Annotated in this window: 17 protein-coding genes, 1 riboswitch and 1 other annotated feature (1 of these 19 only partly in view); all 17 genes read left to right on the top strand. The window is 36.0% G+C overall.

What is annotated here, in order from left to right; translation table 11 throughout:
* Nucleotides 1-11 precede the first annotated feature (11 nt).
* The 17 genes from gltB to ACRYLU_RS06190 all read left to right on the top strand — a co-directional run bounded on the left by gltB (nt 12) and on the right by ACRYLU_RS06190 (nt 18,839).
* Nucleotides 12-4,472 carry a glutamate synthase large subunit gene (gene gltB, locus ACRYLU_RS06270; protein WP_311867181.1) on the top strand — a complete coding sequence of 1,487 codons (4,461 nt, stop codon included), beginning with the start codon at nt 12-14 and terminating at the stop codon, nt 4,470-4,472.
* Complete coding sequence (locus ACRYLU_RS06265) at nt 4,472-5,911, top strand: glutamate synthase subunit beta (protein WP_260310353.1); 1,440 nt, start codon at nt 4,472-4,474, stop codon at nt 5,909-5,911. Before gltB ends, ACRYLU_RS06265 begins: the two co-directional genes overlap by 1 nt.
* Nucleotides 5,912-6,026: 115 nt before the next feature.
* Nucleotides 6,027-7,286, top strand: a complete 1,260-nt coding sequence (lysA, locus tag ACRYLU_RS06260) for a diaminopimelate decarboxylase (protein ID WP_260310352.1) — start codon at nt 6,027-6,029, stop codon at nt 7,284-7,286.
* A gap of 151 nt (nt 7,287-7,437) precedes the next feature.
* Complete coding sequence (locus tag ACRYLU_RS06255) at nt 7,438-7,677, top strand: YneF family protein (RefSeq protein ID WP_003130191.1); 240 nt, start codon at nt 7,438-7,440, stop codon at nt 7,675-7,677.
* Nucleotides 7,678-7,831: 154 nt separating this feature from the next.
* Complete coding sequence (racE, locus tag ACRYLU_RS06250; protein ID WP_038600782.1) at nt 7,832-8,647, top strand: glutamate racemase; 816 nt, start codon at nt 7,832-7,834, stop codon at nt 8,645-8,647.
* Nucleotides 8,648-9,253, top strand: coding sequence for a nucleoside-triphosphate diphosphatase (locus tag ACRYLU_RS06245; protein WP_038600785.1), 606 nt, complete (start codon nt 8,648-8,650; stop codon nt 9,251-9,253).
* A gap of 47 nt (nt 9,254-9,300) precedes the next feature.
* Nucleotides 9,301-9,804, top strand: a complete 504-nt coding sequence (locus tag ACRYLU_RS06240) for a metallophosphoesterase (RefSeq protein ID WP_256293833.1) — start codon at nt 9,301-9,303, stop codon at nt 9,802-9,804.
* Nucleotides 9,805-9,834: 30 nt separating this feature from the next.
* Nucleotides 9,835-10,296 carry a cyclic-di-AMP-binding protein CbpB gene (gene cbpB / locus ACRYLU_RS06235; RefSeq protein ID WP_038600790.1) on the top strand — a complete coding sequence of 154 codons (462 nt, stop codon included), beginning with the start codon at nt 9,835-9,837 and terminating at the stop codon, nt 10,294-10,296.
* The gene (gene xerD, locus ACRYLU_RS06230; protein WP_038600794.1) at nt 10,274-10,990 is read left to right on the top strand and encodes a site-specific tyrosine recombinase XerD; all 717 of its coding nucleotides are present in this window, start codon (nt 10,274-10,276) and stop codon (nt 10,988-10,990) included. Before cbpB ends, xerD begins: the two co-directional genes overlap by 23 nt.
* A 29-nt stretch (nt 10,991-11,019) precedes the next feature.
* Nucleotides 11,020-11,748: a segregation/condensation protein A gene (locus ACRYLU_RS06225; protein ID WP_445080772.1), complete on the top strand. Its 729-nt coding sequence runs from the start codon at nt 11,020-11,022 to the stop codon at nt 11,746-11,748.
* Nucleotides 11,741-12,307, top strand: coding sequence for an SMC-Scp complex subunit ScpB (gene scpB, locus ACRYLU_RS06220; RefSeq protein WP_445080771.1), 567 nt, complete (start codon nt 11,741-11,743; stop codon nt 12,305-12,307). The genes ACRYLU_RS06225 and scpB overlap by 8 nt, the downstream gene beginning before the upstream one ends.
* On the top strand, nt 12,294-13,013 hold the full coding sequence (locus ACRYLU_RS06215) for a pseudouridine synthase (protein WP_003130202.1): 720 nt from the start codon (nt 12,294-12,296) through the stop codon (nt 13,011-13,013). Before scpB ends, ACRYLU_RS06215 begins: the two co-directional genes overlap by 14 nt.
* Nucleotides 13,014-13,110: 97 nt before the next feature.
* Nucleotides 13,111-13,247, top strand: a riboswitch (FMN riboswitch).
* A gap of 114 nt (nt 13,248-13,361) precedes the next feature.
* Complete coding sequence (locus ACRYLU_RS06210; protein WP_445080770.1) at nt 13,362-13,982, top strand: ECF transporter S component; 621 nt, start codon at nt 13,362-13,364, stop codon at nt 13,980-13,982.
* 148 nt (nt 13,983-14,130) lie between these two features.
* A complete protein-coding gene (locus ACRYLU_RS06205) occupies nt 14,131-15,948 on the top strand; it encodes an ABC transporter ATP-binding protein (protein ID WP_445080769.1) in 1,818 nt (605 codons plus the stop codon).
* Nucleotides 15,932-17,758, top strand: a complete 1,827-nt coding sequence (locus ACRYLU_RS06200; RefSeq protein ID WP_260310346.1) for an ABC transporter ATP-binding protein — start codon at nt 15,932-15,934, stop codon at nt 17,756-17,758. The genes ACRYLU_RS06205 and ACRYLU_RS06200 overlap by 17 nt, the downstream gene beginning before the upstream one ends.
* Nucleotides 17,759-17,876: 118 nt before the next feature.
* A complete protein-coding gene (locus tag ACRYLU_RS06195; protein WP_038600812.1) occupies nt 17,877-18,635 on the top strand; it encodes a helix-turn-helix domain-containing protein in 759 nt (252 codons plus the stop codon).
* Nucleotides 18,636-18,650: 15 nt separating this feature from the next.
* Entirely contained in the window at nt 18,651-18,839 is a 189-nt protein-coding gene (locus tag ACRYLU_RS06190) for a hypothetical protein (RefSeq protein WP_445080768.1), read from the top strand.
* Between the two features lie 70 nt (nt 18,840-18,909).
* Nucleotides 18,910-18,936, top strand: a sequence feature (ribosomal protein L10 leader region) (it continues 99 nt past the right edge of the window).

Here is an 18,936-nt window from a genome sequence, read left to right as displayed (position 1 = left end):
GAGGTTGTGTTATGAATAAAAAAGCTAAACAAGCCATGAAAACGACACTTTGGCAGCCTGATTTTGAATCGGATGCTTGTGGAATGGGCTTCATTGCCCAAATTGACGGTAAAGCTAGTCACCTTTTAGTTGAGAGAGCGCTGACCATGTTAACAAGGATGAATCATCGTGGTGGAACGGGTGCTGAACCAGAAACTGGTGATGGGGCAGGTATTTTACTTGCTTTGCCTGACGAATTCTTTCGTAAGATTGCAAAAGAACATGATGTAGAACTACCAAAACTTGGTGATTATGCCGTAGGGCAATTTTTCTTATCGCGTAAGGAAAATAAAAAACATCAAGAATTAGAAGCGATTAAGGCAGCTGTTAAGGCTCAAGGATATGAAGTCTTATTCACGCGCACAGTTCCTTTTAATTTTGAAGCATGTGGAGCAACGGCTCAAGGAATTATGCCGTCTTTTGTTCAAGTTTTTATTGAGAAAAAATCATCTGAAAAAGCTGTCAGCGAAATTTCTAATTTTGAAAATGATTTATTTATTATCAGACGAAATCTTGAAAAACGTTTTGACGAAGAGGAATTATATATTTGTTCATTATCTAGTCAGACGGTCGTTTATAAGGGAATGCTTCATGCTTATCAAGTAAAACTCTTTTATCCTGATTTGTCTGATGAAGATTTCAAAAGTCATATTGCACTGACACATAGCCGTTTTTCTACCAATACTTTTCCCTCTTGGAATCGGGCTCAACCTTTTCGTTTTCTAGCACATAATGGCGAAATTAACACGCTTCGTGGAGCTGAAAACTGGATGAAAGTCAACGATATTGAAATGTACAATGAAGAAAATTCTGATTCCGCCAAATTAGAAAATTGTATGGAGTATTTCTATCGAAATGGTCGAGAACTTCCAGAAAGTTTACTGACCATGATTCCTGAGGCTTGGGGAGAACAAACTGGCTTAAGCCCAGAATTAAAAGCTTTTTACGAATATTCAACTGCTCATATTGCGCCTTGGGATGGACCGGCAGCTTTAGTATTTACTGACGGAAAAACCGTTGGGGCAAGACTTGATCGGAATGGTTTAAGACCGAGTCGTTATCTTGTGACAAAGGATAATTTTATCATTCTGTCAAGCGAATCTGGTGTGGTTGATATTCCAGCCGATGAAATCATTGAAAAATCAGTTCTTGGACCTGGTAACATGTTGTTAGTAAATACTGACGAAGGAAAAATTATTCGTAATGAAGAAGTTAAGAGTTATTATGCTAATAAATATCCCTACCAAGAATTTCTGTCAGCAGGTTTGAAGAAACTGTCAGCACTGACAGAAAGTGAAAAAACAAATCCAATTCCGTCAGTAAAAATGAATACCCTATGGAAATTATTTGGTTATACTGACGAAGTCATTCGGACAGTGCTTTTACCAATGGCGGAATCAGCCAATGAACCTACAATTTCAATGGGTTTTGATGCTCCTTTGGCAGTTTTATCTGACCAAGCTCAATCACTTTATAATTTCTTCAAACAACAATTTGCTCAAGTGACCAATCCACCAATTGATGCGATTAGGGAACAAATTGTCATTGGAACAGAAACCTATTTGGGAGAAGATGGGAATCCAGCAAAAATTACAGGTGAAAATGTCCGTAAGTTAAAATTAGACAGTCCAGTCCTTTCAACGGCTGACTTTGAAAAAATCTTAGCATTGAAGGAAGAACATTATCATACAGAAGTGATTTCCACCCTATATGATAAGGATGACCTTTTAGAAAATGCATTGAACAAACTCTTTTATAAGGCAGAAAGTTTGATTAATCAAGGAACAACTATTATCGTGCTTTCTGACCGTGACTTTGCTGAAAATAAAGTACCAATGCCTATTTTACTTGCTTTGTCAGGACTTTATCATTATATGTTAGGACGTCATAATGCGTCTAAATTTGCAATTATTGTAGATACAGCTGAGGTCTGTGAAGTTCATCAATTTGCAGCGCTTGTAGGTTATGGCGTTTCAGGAATTCATCCTTATGGTGCATACGCAACCCTTTCAGACTGGGGTATGGGAGCACCTGAACAACTTGAAAATTTCCGTCATGCGGCAGAAAAAGGTATTGTTAAGGTCATGAGCCGGATGGGAATTTCAACAATTGTCGGTTATAAAGGGGCTCAACTTTTTGAAGCAATTGGTTTATCCAAAGAAGTCGTTGACAAGTACTTCACAGGTACGAGTACAAGAATTGGTGGACTTTCTCTTGCCCAAATCGAGGACGAATATCGTTTACGATATGAGAAAGCTTATGGACATCGGGCACAGGATTTATTGGAAACAGGCGGTTCTTTCCAATACCGGGCGGATGAGGGAGAACATCATATCTATGACCCACAAATGATTTACCAAATTCAAAATGCTGTCCGTCAAAATGATTTTGAAAAATATAAAATATATAGTCAGTATCTAAATGACATTGCTCTAAAAACGCCGACAAGCTTACGTCACACTTGGAAAATCAAATCTGATCGAAAGTCCATTCAGATGAGCGAAGTAGAACCAGCTCGTGAAATTGTTAAACGTTTCAAAATTGGGGCCATGTCATTTGGTTCATTATCACAAGAGGCTCACGAATGTATTGCTCAAGCCATGAACTCTATTGGTGCAAAATCCAATTCGGGTGAAGGTGGTGAAAATGCAAAACGTTATGGCACAATCAATAATTCTAAAATTAAACAAGTCGCCTCTGGCCGATTTGGTGTGTCAGCTGCTTATTTAATGTCTGCCGAAGAAATTCAAATTAAAATTTCACAAGGTGCTAAACCAGGTGAAGGGGGGCAATTGCCAGGTAAAAAAGCTTTTCCTTGGGTGGCAGAAGTTCGAAACTCAACTCCTGGGGTAAGTTTAATTTCACCGCCGCCTCACCATGATATTTATTCCATTGAAGATTTGTCGCAACTTATTTTTGACTTGAAAAAACTCAATCCTTATGCAAAAATCAACGTTAAGTTGGTTTCATCGACTGGTGTTGGAACAATTGCTACAGGATGTGTTAAAGCCGGAGCTGATAAAGTTGTTATTTCTGGTTATGATGGTGGAACTGGAGCAAGTCCTAGAAACTCAACAAGAGATGCAGGTCTCCCTTGGGAAATGGGACTGGCAGAAGCACACCAAACGCTTAGTTTGAACAATTTACGTGACCGAATGATTTTGGAAACTGATGGTAAAGTAGTCACAGGTCGAGATATTGCGATTGCTGCAATGCTAGGTGCTGAAGAATATTCATTTGGTAGTTTAGCTTTGGTTGCGATTGGATGTATCATGACAAGAAATTGTCATTTAAATACTTGTCCCGTAGGTATTGCCACACAAAATCCTAGATTAAGAGCAAACTTTGCTGGAAAACCAGAGCACATTGTGCGTTTAATGGAATTTATGGCTGAGGAAGTTCGAGAACTTTTAGCCGAACTTGGTTTTAGAACAATCAATGAATTGGTAGGTCATGCCGAGCTCTTGCAAGCTAAAGAAGATTTACCGGCTAAAATGCGAGGTTTGGACTTTAGCCGTATGCTTGGTCATGCCTTACCGATTGCAACAAGACATAGTGATCCTTTTGCTAATCCCCGTGCTTGGAAAGAGTTAGACCAATTCACGGAGGCTACACTTGATAATGGTTCTCAGGCAACGGTTCATGGCACGATTAAAAATATTAATCGAACAACGACCGCGCGGATGGCAGGTTGGATTGCTGAACGTTATGGTAATTTTGGTCTAAAAGATGCTTCTGTTTGCTATGAATACGAAGGGGTTGCTGGCCAGTCCTTTGGCTCTTACGCAACCGCTGGTATGGAGGTTACTCTGATTGGCGAAGCCAATGATTATATTGGAAAATCATTGTCAGGTGGGCGTTTGATTGTAAAACCACCTCTAGATGCCGCTTATGATATTGAAAATACTTCTATTGTTGGGAATGTTTCGCTCTTTGGGGCTATCGGTGGCGAAGCTTATTTCCGAGGTCGTGCAGGTGAGCGCTGTGGTGTCCGAAATTCAGGAGCACATTTTGTTGTGGAAGGAACGGGTGACCATGGTTGTGAATACATGACTGGTGGTATCGCTGTTGTTCTTGGTACAACAGGTCGTAATTTTGCGGCTGGGATGTCTGGCGGTATCGCCTATGTTTATGATGTCGCTGGCAATTTTGAAAATAAAGTGAATCGGGAAATGGTAGATCTTTATGCTTTAGATGAAACTTCAGGTGATGAAGTTTTAGAAGAATTATTGAAGAAACATTTGAATTATACTGATTCAGCGAAAGCAAAATTCATTTTAGAACATTGGCAAACAGAACGCGAAAAATTTGTCAAAGTTTATCCAAGAGAATATCATCACATTAAAAATGTTGAAGAAGATTTGGTTAAAACGGGATTGTCAGGCGAAGCACTTACGATGACAACCTTTAAAAAAGTAACGGAGGTAAGCTAATGGCTGATCCAAATGGATTTTTAAATTATCCAAGAAATGATAATCCTTACCGTGAATTAGCGGAGCGGATAAAGGATTTTGCTGAACTGCAAGTTCCCTTATCTACTGAAGAACGACAAAAACAAGCGGCACGTTGTATGCATTGTGATGTTCCTTTTTGCCATCAAGGGATATTTTATGGGGGCAAACGGGCTGTCTCAGGTTGTCCAAATGATAATCATATTCCAGAGTGGAATGATTTGATTTATCGAGGACTACAAAGAAAAGCCTATGAACGTTTGATTTTAACCAATCCTTTTCCAGAATTTACTGGCAGAGTCTGTCCTGCTCCTTGTGAAAAATCTTGTGCCGAGGCCTTAAACGGTGCAGGAGTAACCATTAAAGATAATGAACGTTTCTTGGGTGATTTAGGAAATGATGAAGGATGGGTGGCTGAAATTGGCAAAGCGGCGGAGCCGACAGGTTATAAAATAGCGATTATTGGGTCTGGACCTGCCGGTCTGTCAGCTGCTTGGCGTCTTAATCAATTGGGACATAGCGTTACTGTTTTTGAAAAATCAGATCGTTTGGGCGGCTTATTGATGTACGGCATTCCAAATATGAAATTGGATAAAAAAGTCGTTCAAAAACGGATTGATTTAATGACAGAACTTGGTGTGACTTTTGTCACGAATACTGAGATTGGAAAGACAATCAGTTACGAAGACCTGTCAGTAAATTTTGATAGAATTATTTTGGCGATTGGCGCAGGGATTCCACGTGATTTAAATATTTCAGGTCGTGAAGCAGTTGGAATTCGATTTGCCATTGATTTTCTGACCGAAACGACTAAAACTGTCCTTGAAGAGGGCGAAGATAATATTAGTCAATCATTAAAAGGAAAAAAAGTAGTAGTCATTGGTGGCGGAGATACAGGGAACGATTGTATCGGAACGGCAGTTCGTTTAGGAGCAGCTTTGGTTTCTCAATTAGAAATCACACCAAGTTTACCCACTAATCGTTTAGATAATAACCCTTGGCCTGAGTGGCCAATGACCTTGAGATCAGGTTATGGTCAAAAAGAAGCAGAATTTGTGGGAAATACTGATTTGACAACCTATCAAATGACTGCAACAGCTTTTCAAACAAATGCTGAAGGTCAACTTACAGGTTTAAAAGTAGCCAAAGTTGGACCTGACTTCAAGGCAGTAGAAGGGACAGAACAAGTAATTGAAGCGGACTTAGTCTTACTTGCTATGGGATTTGTTGGCACTGACACAGGCTTATTGGATAAATTTGGTGTTCAGGAAATCTATGATGATTATCGAACAAATAATGACAAAGTTCTAGTCGCAGGCGATGCCAGACGAGGTCCGTCTTTGGTTATTTGGGCAATCCGTGAAGGAAGAAAAACAGCTGAAATTGTCGATGAACAATTAATAAAAGTGGCTACAGCATAAATTATCATTCTGTCAGTAAAAAAAGTTTCTGTCAGTAAAAATGGCAGGAACTTTTTTGTGTCCAAGCTTTTGATGATATGCTATACTTATAAATAATCTAAAAATGAGGTGAGAGATGAAGACACCATTTGTAACAAAAGAACAATTAGAACAAATCACAAAGGAATTTCCAACACCATTTCATCTTTATGATGAAAAAGGAATTCGTCAAAAAGCGCGTGACCTTCACAAAGCCTTTGCTTGGAATAAAGGATTTAAAGAATTTTTTGCTGTGAAAGCGACACCCACACCAGCTATTTTAAAAATTCTTCATGAAGAGGGGTGTGGAGTTGATTGCGCCTCTTATGTCGAATTGTTACTTTCCGAAAAATGTGGGTTTGACGGCTCTGAGATGATGTTTTCATCAAACGATACTCCAGCTGAAGAATTTCAATTTGCTAATCAATTGGGTGCGACAATCAATCTTGATGCTTATGAAGACATTGAATTTTTGAAAAATCTGACAGATTTTATTTTTCCGGAAACAATGAGTTTGAGATACAATCCCGGTGGAGTTTTTGCTATGGGAACAAAAATTATGGATAATCCAGAAGAATCTAAATTCGGAATGACAAAAGCCCAACTCATCCAAGGAATTAAAGATTTGCAAAAATTAGGCGTGAAAAAATTTGGAATGCATAGTTTTTTGGCTTCAAATACAGTAACCAATGATTATTACCCAGAACTTGCCCGCAAGCTCTTTAAGCTTGCTTTAGAAATTAGAGAAGAAACCGGAATTACCCTTGATTTCATTAACTTATCAGGTGGAATTGGTGTGAATTATCGTCCTGATGAGGAGGCAAATGATATTGCAAAAATCGGACAAGGTGTTCATGAAGCTTATGATGAAGTTTTGAGCGCTAATGGAATAGAAAATCTAAAAATTTATACCGAATTGGGACGTTTTATGCTTGCTCCACACGGTCATTTGATTACAAAAGTTTTGCATCTTAAAGAAACTTATCGAAAATATGTTGGCGTTGATGCATCAGCAGTTAACTTAATGCGTCCAGCCTTTTATGGTGCTTACCACCACATCACAGTTGCTGGAAAAGAAAATGATGAAGCGACTGAAATTTATGATATTACAGGTTCTTTATGTGAGAATAATGATAAATTTGCAAAAGAAAGAGCCTTTCCTCAAATAGAAATAGGAGATTTATTAGTGATTCATGATACTGGTGCGCACGGATTCTCAATGGGTTACCAGTATAATGCTAAATTAAGAAGTGCCGAAGTTATGCTTCAAGAAGATGGAAAGACTCGTTTAATTCGTCGAGCAGAGAAGCCAGCTGATTATTTTGCAACATTAGATGGTTTTGATTTTACAATTTGAGAAATAAAAAGTTACTGACAGCTCCGTCAGTAACTTTTGCCTCATTTATCCTTTCTATCAGTAATATAAAGTGCTGACAAAAGGACTAAAATTTGATATAATAAGATGTCATCAATGGCGAAAGCGTTTCGCCAAAATTAGGAGATTCAAAATGAATTTAATCTTAGCAATTTTGCTTATGGTTGTATGCCTTTTGGCAGGTTTTTTCTTGGGAACATGGTTCTCACAACGCCAAACAAAAAAATTACTTATGGATAACCCACCCCTTAATGAAGATGCTGTTCGTCTTATGATGGGATCTATGGGACGTAAACCAAGTGAAGTTCAAGTCCAACAAGTTCTTCGCCAAATTCGTGCTGCTGCAAAGCAATCAGACACAAACAAAAAATAAGCTATTATATACGCTGAGCGAAGCAGTAGAACACAAGTTCTAAACTCTCTCAGCGTTTGCTTTTATCATCATAAATAAAGTATCCATTATATTAAAAAATACAGATTTTGGATAAGAAAGAATTTGAATTAGATATTTAAAAAGGTGAAGAAAAATGGACAATCGACCAATCGGCCTCTTAGATTCTGGTGTTGGTGGACTGACTGTTGCTCGCGAACTCCTTAGACAACTCCCAAATGAAGAAATTGTCTACATAGGAGATACAAGAAGAGCTCCTTATGGTCCGCGTAGTCGTGAACAGATCATAGCGTTCACTTGGGACATGGTTAATTTTTTACTATCAAAAGATGTGAAAATGATTGTAATGGCCTGTAATACAGCAACAGCGATGGCCTTAGAAATTGTAAAAGAAAAACTAGATATACCGGTGATTGGTGTCATCCTACCCGGAGCAAGCTCAGCAATTCAAAAAACAAAAACAAATAAAATTGGTGTAATCGCCACTCAAGCTTCGATTCGTTCAGATGAATATCATAAAACAATTGCTCGTAAATCATCAGCAGTAGAAGTATATAGCCTAGCATGTCCAAAATTTGTTTCAATTGTTGAGTCAAATGAAATGGAATCTGAAATTGCTAGAAAAGTTGTATCAGAAAGTCTTGTTCCACTAATTGGAAAAGTAGATACCTTAATTCTCGGATGTACTCACTATCCTCTCTTACGTTCCTTAATCCAAGAAACAATGGGAAAAGAGGTGCGTTTGATTGATTCTGGAGCAGAAGCTGTACGAGACATCTCTGTTTTGCTCAATTATTTTTCAATAAATGGACAAGAACGTCAATCATTAGAGCATCGTTTCTATACTACTGCGGGCGTTAATTCATTTCGAGAAATTGCAGAAAAATGGTTAAACATCGGACAACTTCAGATTGAACATACTGAAATAGAGAATTTCAATAAGGAAAAATAAATGGAAAAAACACTTATTATCGCAACAAGAAATTCAGGAAAAACAAAAGAATTTAAAAAATTATTTGCTGATTTCGGTTATGAAATCAAAGATTTAACAGATTATCCAGAACTTCCTGAAATTGAAGAAACTGGAACCACTTTTGAAGAAAATGCTCGTTTAAAAGCAGAACAAATCGCTGAAATTACTGGGCAAGTAGTTATTGGCGATGATTCAGGACTTTGTGTTGATGTCCTTGGTGGTTTGCCTGGCATTTGGTCGCATCGTTTCTCAGCTCCAGATCCTACTGATGAGAAAAATATCGCAAAACTTTTGCACGAACTGGCTCCAACGGCAATTACTCCAGAACGTAGAAGCGCACATTTTCATACTACGCTTGTGGCGGCAAAACCAGACCGTGAGAGTTTAGTTGTAGAAGCAGATTGGAATGGCTATATTGCTCTCGCTCCTAAAGGAGAAAATGGTTTTGGCTATGATCCTATTTTCATGGTTGATGCCTTTAGAACAGCTGCAGAATTATCAGAAAAAGAAAAAAATCAAGTCTCTCATCGCGGACAGGCCTTGAGAAAATTGATGGCTGAACTTCCTGAGTGGCTTGACAAATAAGTTTAAATAAATTAACATAACTATAATTATGTAAAAGAGGGATGCTTATGTTTGTAGTAATGTCTGATTCACATTATGATCGCGATGTGGTTGAATCCATAAAATCAAAATATTTGAATGAAGCAACTGCTATCTTTCATTGTGGAGATTCTGAACTTTCTAGTTCTGATGAAATTTGGCAAGGAATAACTGTTGTTGCTGGGAACTGTGATTATGATAGTGGATATCATGATTTTCTTACTCAAGAAGTTGAAGGAAAAAAGGTATTAATTACACATGGTCATCTTTTTTATGTTGGTTTAGGATTAGACCGTTATTCTTATTTTGCTGAGGAAAAGAACGCAGATATCGCGCTTTTTGGACATATCCATCAACCAGTAGCACAAAAAATAAATAATATACTTTATGTAAATCCAGGTTCAGTTGCACAACCTAGAGGGAAGTATGATATCAAAATGTATGCTATAATTGAGATTGAAGGAGAAGAGTTCAATGTTTCTTATCGAAATCTGCAACATGAACCTATCCCGGAACTACAGTTCAGACTCTAAGTCTACAAAGCTCTTTAAGGAGTAATTTGCATGATTGATAAAAAGATTGAGGATTTTATCTTGAATCAAAGTGAAACCTTTATGATTCCTGCCTCAAATGTTGCTGTACTTTATGCTGAGCATAATATTGCTCATGCAAAACTGATGCTTAGTCAGTATAAGTATTCACGAGTTCCAGTTTTAAATGAAAAAAAGGAATACGTTGGTGTTTTGGGTTTAACAGAAATCGTTGAATTTGAAATGGAACAGAATTTCTTTTTTGAAAAATTACATAATACATCAATTTCGGAAATAGTTAATAAAGAGGTTCAAACAATTGGACCATCAGTAACTTTGGAAGAAATGATGCACAAATTAATTAAGGAGCCATTTCTCCCAGTAGTCAAAAGACAGGAATTTATGGGGATTGTTGTTAGGCAAGAAATATTAAAGGCCTTTAGTGCCTTTGCTCACGACTTTACAAAATATTATGAAATTACCAAACGAGATTGACGGGTATTTAGCAAGCAGAAATTTTTCAGAGAATACTCGTTCAAATTACCATTATGATTTAGTTTCTTTGCAGGCTTTCTTTGAAGATAAGTCACTCACAACAGAAAACTTAGAACTTTACAAAATTCAAATTAGTAATCTTTCGCCAGCAGCACAACGGAGGAAGATTTCGAGTGCAAATCAATATTTGCTTTTCCTATATCAAAGACAAAAAGTTGATCAGTACTTTAAAATTAAACAAGTCGTTCAAAAAAAATCACAGACGGATCAAAGTTATCATCCAATGATTAAGGAATTTCCTGAGTTCTATGGTCCTTTGACCTGTCCAGGACAATTTTTAGCTTTATTAATTTTAGAATTTGGTTTAAATTTTGCTGAGATACAAAAATTGAAATGGGAAAATTTTAATTGGAACTTTAAATATCTCACGATTGAAAAAGCTGGAATAAAACGTGTTTTGCCAATTAGAGAAAAATTTGCCATAAGAGTTAAAGCTATAAATAATGCTGATGAATTATTCGCAAAATCTCGTCAATTTCTTTATACTGAATTGAAAAAATTTACGAACTATTCTTCCAAAGAAATTAGAGAACAGTATATCTTGCATCAAGTTAAAACAGGGAAGTCAATTTATGAATTGGCAACTCTACTTGGTTTAACAACCATTACAACGCTTGAAAAATATTATAGATAGGAATTTACACCATTTTTATTATGTAAAATATGATTAAAGAAATCAATATAAAAATTAAAAACTTCGAGGGCCCTCTCGACCTTTTATTGCATTTGGTAAGTCAGTATGAAATGGATATTTTTGAAGTTCCATTGGTACCAGTTATTGAGCAATATCTTATCTATATTCAAACCATGAAAGAACTTGAATTGGAAGTAGCTGGAGAGTACATGTTAATGGCAAGTCAACTGATGTTAATTAAATCAAGAAGACTTTTACCGACAGTTACCGAAACTTTTATTGAAGATACAGAACAACTTGAGTATGATTTGTTGGCTCAAATTGATGAATATCGGAAATATAAAATGTTGTCACATGATTTAGATGAACTTCATCAGGAGCGTAGTCACTTTTATTCAAAAGCTAAGACAGAAATTATCACTGATGAAACTGTACTTTTGCAGGATAAATCTGCTTTAGATTTATTTCTAGCTTTTACCAAAATTCTTGAGTTGCAAAGACAACATTTTCAAGATGAAAATACAAAAATAGCAGCTGAGAAATTTACAATTGCTGATAAGATTTTAGAATTAAGCACAAGGTTTACAGAACAAAAAATATGTAAATTTTCAGATTTGTTTTCTAGCTCTACTAATAAAGATGAACTCGTCACCACTCTTATGGCTCTTTTAGAATTAATCAAAAATCAACAGATTTCTTTTTCTCAAGGAGAGCTTTTTGGAGAAATTATTTTAGAAAGAAAAGAAACTAGTGAATAAGACAGCAAGTTGTGAACTCTTACTTTTTGTATCTGGCGAAGCTGGTTTAACTTTGGCAGAATTGTCAGCATTGACAGAAATGTCTAAACAAGCTTGTCAGCAACAAATTGATTATTTAAAAGAAAAATATCATTCTGATGAAGAATCTGCTTTAACGATTATTGAAACTGCAGGTAAATATCGTATGGCTACAAAAGAAGAGTTTGCAGAAATTCTCAAAAACTATGCCAAAACTCCTCTTAATCAATCGTTGTCAAAATCAGCTCTTGAAGTTTTATCAATTATTGCTTATAAGCAACCTTTAACTCGACTCGAAATCGATCAGCTCCGTGGAGTGAATTCCTCAGGTGTTCTCTCAACACTTCGTGCTTTTGATTTGGTTGAAAAGGTCGGGCAAGTTGAAGCACCAGGACGTCCAAGTCTTTATGCAACAACTGAATTTTTCTTAGACTATATTGGGATTAATCATTTAGATGAATTACCTGAAATAGATGAATCAAGATTTATCGGAGAAGAACAAACCTTATTTAACGAAAGTGAAGAAAATGAGAATCAATAAATATTTGGCCCATGCAGGTGTGGCAAGCAGACGTAAAGCAGAAGAACTAATTTTAGCGGGAAAAGTAACGGTAAATAATGTTCCAATGACAAACTTGGGGTATCAAGTTTCAACTGGAGATATCGTTGAAGTTAATGGAGTAGCAGTTTATAACGAAGAACCCGTTTATTATCTTCTAAATAAACCAAGAGGCTATATTTCTTCAGTTAGCGATGACAAAGGACGTCAAACGGTAATGGATTTAATGCCTCAAGTTAAAGAACGGATATACCCTGTGGGACGTTTGGACTGGGACACAAGCGGTTTGCTTTTGCTTACAAACGACGGTGAGTTTACGAATATGATGACTCACCCACGTCATGGTGTTGATAAGGTCTATGTTGCTAAGGTAGAAGGCCAAGCGAACAAAGAAAACTTGCGTCCTTTAACTTTAGGTATGACTATTGAAGGTAAAAAAGTTAGTCCCGCCCGTTATGAGATTATTAAACAAGAGAAAACAAAAAATCATTCGATTGTTAGTTTAACTATCCATGAAGGGCAAAATCATCAAGTTAAAAAAATGTTTGCAGCTGCAGGACTTCCAGTACAAAAATTGAGTCGTATTCAATATGGTACTCTTACATTAGATGGACTTCCAACAGGACAATTTCGTCGTTTGAGTAAAAAAGAAGTTTCTCAATTGATTAATGCAGCCCAAGGAAATTAATTTGATTACTATAAAAGACAATTCTGTAAAGAGTTGTTTTTTTATTTCTTAAGCAAATATTATTCTTGATAAGCAAACTATTTTTGTGCTATAATAAAAATATCTTCAGGGCACCGTGTAATTCGGGACCGGCGGTAAATAGGGCTTTGACCTTATGACTCCGCGATTCGCTACGGCGATTGAAGCAGTGAGAATCTGCTAGCGACAGTAAAGTCTGGATGGAAGAAGATGAACAATTTTTGTAGTGTAATCAACTTCGGTTGGATTACTGTTTTTAGCCAAACCAAAAATGTCTATCAACTTCCTCGAAATTTGAAGAATTATTTTCTCATATTTGGAGGTTTTTTTATGTCTAAAACACGTCGGATGGTATTAATTGCCATGCTTGCTGCATTATCAACAATCTTATTATTGCCGATTTTGCAGTTTCCGCTATTGCCTGGAATTGATTTTATGAAAGTTGAACTCTCAATCATTCCAGTACTTATTGGAGTCTTTACTTTGGGATTGGGTGATGGATTTATTATCCTCTTTATTCGCTCTATCTTATGGTATCTCCTATTTAATCAAGGGCCATCAACTTGGATTGGTGTGCCGATGAACTTCGTTGCTTTGGGAATCTTCATGGCAATTGTTTGGTTCTTTACAAAGAAAAAATTCTCAATCAAAAACTATACAGTTGGTGTGGTTTTAGCAGCCATCGCATCAGTTCTTGTGATGATGGTATTGAATGTTTTCTACGCACTCCCTCTCTATCGTTTAGCTGCTGGCTTCGATGTTGATAAGATTTTTGTTGGAGCAACTCATCTTTTTAATATGGGTTCTCTATCAGTTACTATGAATCCAACTTATCTTTTAACAGTAGTTTTACCTTTTAATGCTTTGCAGTACATCATCTTTGCTCTGGTATTTGGATTGATTGTTGCAGTGTTCAAGAAAAACAAAGTCGTAAAATTTTATAATGCTTAATAAAAAAAGAAATTTCATTGATTTGAAGTTTCTTTTTTTATTTAAATAGTAAATAAGTGGGAATCTCACTTCATATAGTCTGTTTTAAACGCTTTCTTTATGGTATACTAATGTTTAGAATATTATAAAATAAAATGGAATAGACTGTATGAAAATTTTTAAAGATTTATGGTGGTTTTTTAAGGCAGAGAAAAAAGGTTATGGCGTTGGTCTATTAGCCCTTTTTATTGTTTCGTTAACTCACTTGATTCCGCCTTTAATTATCGGAAAAATTATTGACCATATTGTTAAGCGTAACTTGACTTTACCCTTAATTTTGAGTTTTTCTGGTATTTTATTGGTTACTGCATTCGTTGAATACGGCTTTCGTTTTCTTTGGTCGACAAATATTTGGGGTGAAGCTTTTAAACTAGAAAAAATGATCCGTAGTCGGCTTTTTAGGCATTTTTTGCGAATGGATACCCTTTTTTATCAGAGAAATCGGACTGGCGATTTGATGGCTCATGCAACTAATGACTTGCAAGCGATACAGAGTGTTGCTGGACTTGGTGTTTTGACTTGGGCAGATTCTTTAATGACGGGCGGGATGACAATCATTGCTATGCTCTTATTTATCGACTGGCGCCTGACGATTATTGCTTTCCTTCCTTTGCCTTTACTCGCGCTAGTATCTAAAATTTTAGGGGATAAAATTCACGTGAGTTTTGAACATGCCCAAGAAACCTTCTCTGAAATGAATGAGAAGGTCCAAGAATCGATTACAGGAATGAAAGCAATCAAATCTTTTGGTGAAGAAGAACAGGATATGGCTGATTTCCAAGTTAAGCTAGATAATATTGATAAAGCCTTTATCAGGGTCAATTGGATTGACTCAATGTACGATCCTTTAATCACTTTAATTGTTGGTTTATCTTATACTTTAACCATTCTTTTAGGGGGTTACTATGTTGTTCACCATGTTTTAACGATTGGTCAGTTGGTTGCTTTTATGACTTATATCGGGAATTTGGTCTGGCCGATGTTTGCTATTGGTGTTCTTTTTAATGTTATTGAACGTGGAAGAGCTTCATACAGTCGAGTAGAAAAATTATTAGCTCAAAAAGCGGAATCAAAAATTTCTGAAGGTACTTTGAAAATGCCAAAAGAAGGTCAACTCCTTTTTGACATTGAAAGTTTTACTTATCCAAATGAGAATGAAGGGCGCAATCTGGAGAAAGTTCAATTTGATTTAAAAGAAGGTCATGTTTTAGGTTTGGTTGGACGAACAGGTGCAGGAAAATCAACGATTATTAAACTTTTAATGCGAGAGTTTGACCATTACAAAGGACATATTACTTTTGCTGACCATGATATTATGGATTATCAATTAGATGAATATTTGCCAGCGATTGGTTATGTTCCGCAAGAGCATTTTCTATTTTCGATGTCTGTCAGAGATAATATTCGCTTTGCTAAGATGTCAGCGAGTCAAGAAGAAGTTGAAATTGCAGCTAAAGCAGCTGGAATTCATGATGATATTATTGCTTTTCCTGAAGGTTATGATACTTTGGTTGGCGAGCGTGGCGTTTCACTTTCTGGTGGACAAAAGCAAAGGTTATCTATTGCGAGGGCGCTACTTATTCAGCCTAAATTATTGATTTTAGATGATGCGCTGTCAGCTGTTGATGCCAAGACTGAACAGTTAATTTTGTCAAATCTGAAGGCTTTACGTCATGAAAGTTCAACGTTAGTTGTCAGTCACAGATTGTCATCAGTAATGGAAGCTAATGAAATTCTCGTGCTAGACGAAGGAAAAGTGATTGAGCGTGGCTTGCATGAAGCTTTGATTAAATCTGGAGGTTGGTATGCTCAAATGTGGCAAATGCAACAGATTGAAAGTCATTTGGCAGAGAATGATAAAGATGAGAATTTACTGACAGGTTCGTCAGTAAATCGGGGAGGAGAAGAAAATGGAGAAATCTACTGACAAAATGTCTGTCAGAGAAAGTTGGCAAGTTTTTAAATTTATTTTCAAATTCTTATTACCTTTCAAAAAGTATTTTATTTGGGCTTTTGTTTTTAGTGTAATTACAACTGCTCTGGCTTCACTTATGCCTTTTGTTTTGTCCGTTTTTATGGATTCTTATTTGACACCCATGAAAGCGACTGACCAGATTATTTTCTATTTTGCAAGTCTTTATTTGATTTTAGCAATAATCAATTCAATTGCTTTCTTTTTCAAATGGAATTATCTGCAAAATGGTTCAATTTTTGTTAATCAATACATTCGTAAGAAAGTTTATCGAAAAATTCATCAGCTAGGCATGCGATATTTTGACCAAAAACCGACGGGTTGGTTAATCACCAGAATCACAAATGACACTGATTTATTTGATTTCTGGCAGACTTTGTTTAATGCATTAACAAGTTTGCTTTCTATTATCATTGCCTTCATTGCTTTGTTTATTATTGACCACCAAATTGCGCTTGTGATGTTGTTGATTCTTCCCCTCTTGATTTTGGCAGTACTGATTTATCAAAAAGTGAGTACAAAAGTTTATCAAGCCATGCTTGCTAAGCGTTCAGAATTGAATACGAAATTAAATGAATACATTTCTGGGATGAGAATTATTCAACAATTTCGTCAAGAGAGCAGACTAGGCAATGAATTTGAAAGAACAAATGATGAATATTATGGTTATCGAAAACGAGTGATTCAGATTAATGGGATTTTGTTGAGCCCTTTGGTTAATTTTTTGATGGCCACCTCAATTGTTGTTGTCTTGTTGATGTATTCTAATCGTAGTCTACATGCAGTGGTTGAGGCTGGTTTAATTTATGCTTTTATCAGTAATGTACAAATTTACTTTAATCCTATTTCAGGATTGATGGATTCTTTATCAAACTTTTCAAATGGATTGGTGGCCTCTAGTCGCATCAAGACAATCATGGAAGAAAAAGAATTTGCGCCACAACAAGGAATTTCAACTTCTGTCAGTAAAAATGTTGATGAAAAATTTACTGACAGAAAATCTGTCAGCAATTCTCCAATCATTCAAGAAGGAAAAATTGAATTTCGCAATGTCAGTTTTTCATACGACGGAGAACATCAAGTTTTGAAAAATATCTCATTCATTGTGAATCCTGGAGAAACGCTTGCTTTTGTAGGTCATACAGGTTCAGGAAAATCGAGTATTATCAATGTCTTTATGCGATTCTATGAATTCACAGAAGGTCAAGTGTTGATTGATGATCAGGACATTAGAAGTTATTCAAAAGAAGAACTTCGGAAAAAAATTGGTTTAGTATTGCAAGATTCCTTTATGTTTGTTGCGTCAGTTACTGACAATATCAAAATGATGAATCCACAGATTACTGACCAAGCAGCTAAAGAAGCGGCTCGATTTGTCCAAGCTGACAAATTCATCAAGGATTTGGAAAATGGTTACGATACCAAAGTAATTGAAGGCGGGGCTGCCTTCTCGGCCGGTGAACGTCAATTAATTAACTTTGCTCGAACGATTGTGCGTAATCCGAAAATTCTCTTATTAGACGAAGCAACAGCCAATATTGATACTGAAACTGAAGCGCTTATTCAAGAAGGTCTGACAAATATGCGACAAAATCGAACGACAATGGCAATTGCTCACCGTTTATCAACGATTAAAGATGCTGACCAAATTTTAGTCTTGAACAAGGGAGAAATTATTGAGCGAGGAAATCATGACCAACTTTTAGCACTTAATGGTTATTATGCAGACATGTATCGAATTCAAACTTTACAAAAAGAACTATGAAAAACCACTGATAGCAGCGGTTTTTTGTTTATCAGTTTTCCTGATAAAAAATATTGACAAAAAATAAAATAAGCGATATAATATAAGAAAGATTGATAAGGATCGGGAGGGAGAGTTTATGAATTTTGGTCAGAACTTAAAAAAATTAAGAAAAAATGCAAAATTGACACAGAGTCAATTAGCAGAAAAGCTAGGAATGAAGCAAAATGCTTATGTCCTTTGGGAACAAAAATCAACCAACCCAACGTTAGAATTATTAGAAAAACTAGCAGATATCTATGATTTACCTATTCAAGAATTAATCAAAGAAACTGATAATAATGCAGAAAAACAATTAATCGATAATTATCGTTCACTGACAGGAGAACAACAAGAATCAGTTATTAATTTTACGGATTTTCTCATTGAACAAAATAAAACAGAGCTTATTAATTTGAAGACTTACAGACGTTCTTCTTTAGATTACGCCATTGTTGAAGATGAAGAATTATCGGCAGGTTTTGGTCAATCTCAAAGCAATACAGGTGGCCACTACAAAGCTTACACCTCTGAAACTCTTGGTCGATATGATGGTGCAGCCAGAGTAAAAGGGGAATCGATGGAACCTGAATTCCCTAATTTTTCTATTGCAACATTCTTACACACTGGTTTTGGTCGGAGTGGTGATATTTACGCCATTGCTGAAGGAGATTTGGGCGAAGAACGTTTGTATATCAAACAAGTATTTGAAGAAGAAGATGGACAGTTTAGAATTCATTCACTCAATCCAGATCCACAATACAAGGATTTTTATTTAGGACAGGAAGATAATTTCCGAATTATTGGACCAGTGGTTGATAATTTTGAAGAAATTGAAGAATCACAGATTATAGATTAAAATGAGGGCTTAAAAATGAATTGGATAAGAGAAATTTTACCAATACTGGGAATTGGATCAATTTTTGCAATTACTTATGAATTAGTTTTATGGCTTTCACAGAAATTGATAGAAAATGATAGCAAAGAGAAAATAAAAAATGAAAAAAAGATTGTTAATGTCAAATTTTTTCATCTTTCAAAAAACCAAAAGAATATTGCATGAACTAAAATAAAAAAGAAAAAAGAATAAGTTTAGTCTTGCAATTTAAGAAAAATTTTGATATACTTATTTACGGTTCTAAAAGAACTGACCGAAGACA

Source organism: Lactococcus sp. KTH0-1S, from assembly GCF_052544945.1.
This window is presented reverse-complemented; position numbering and strand designations above follow the sequence as displayed.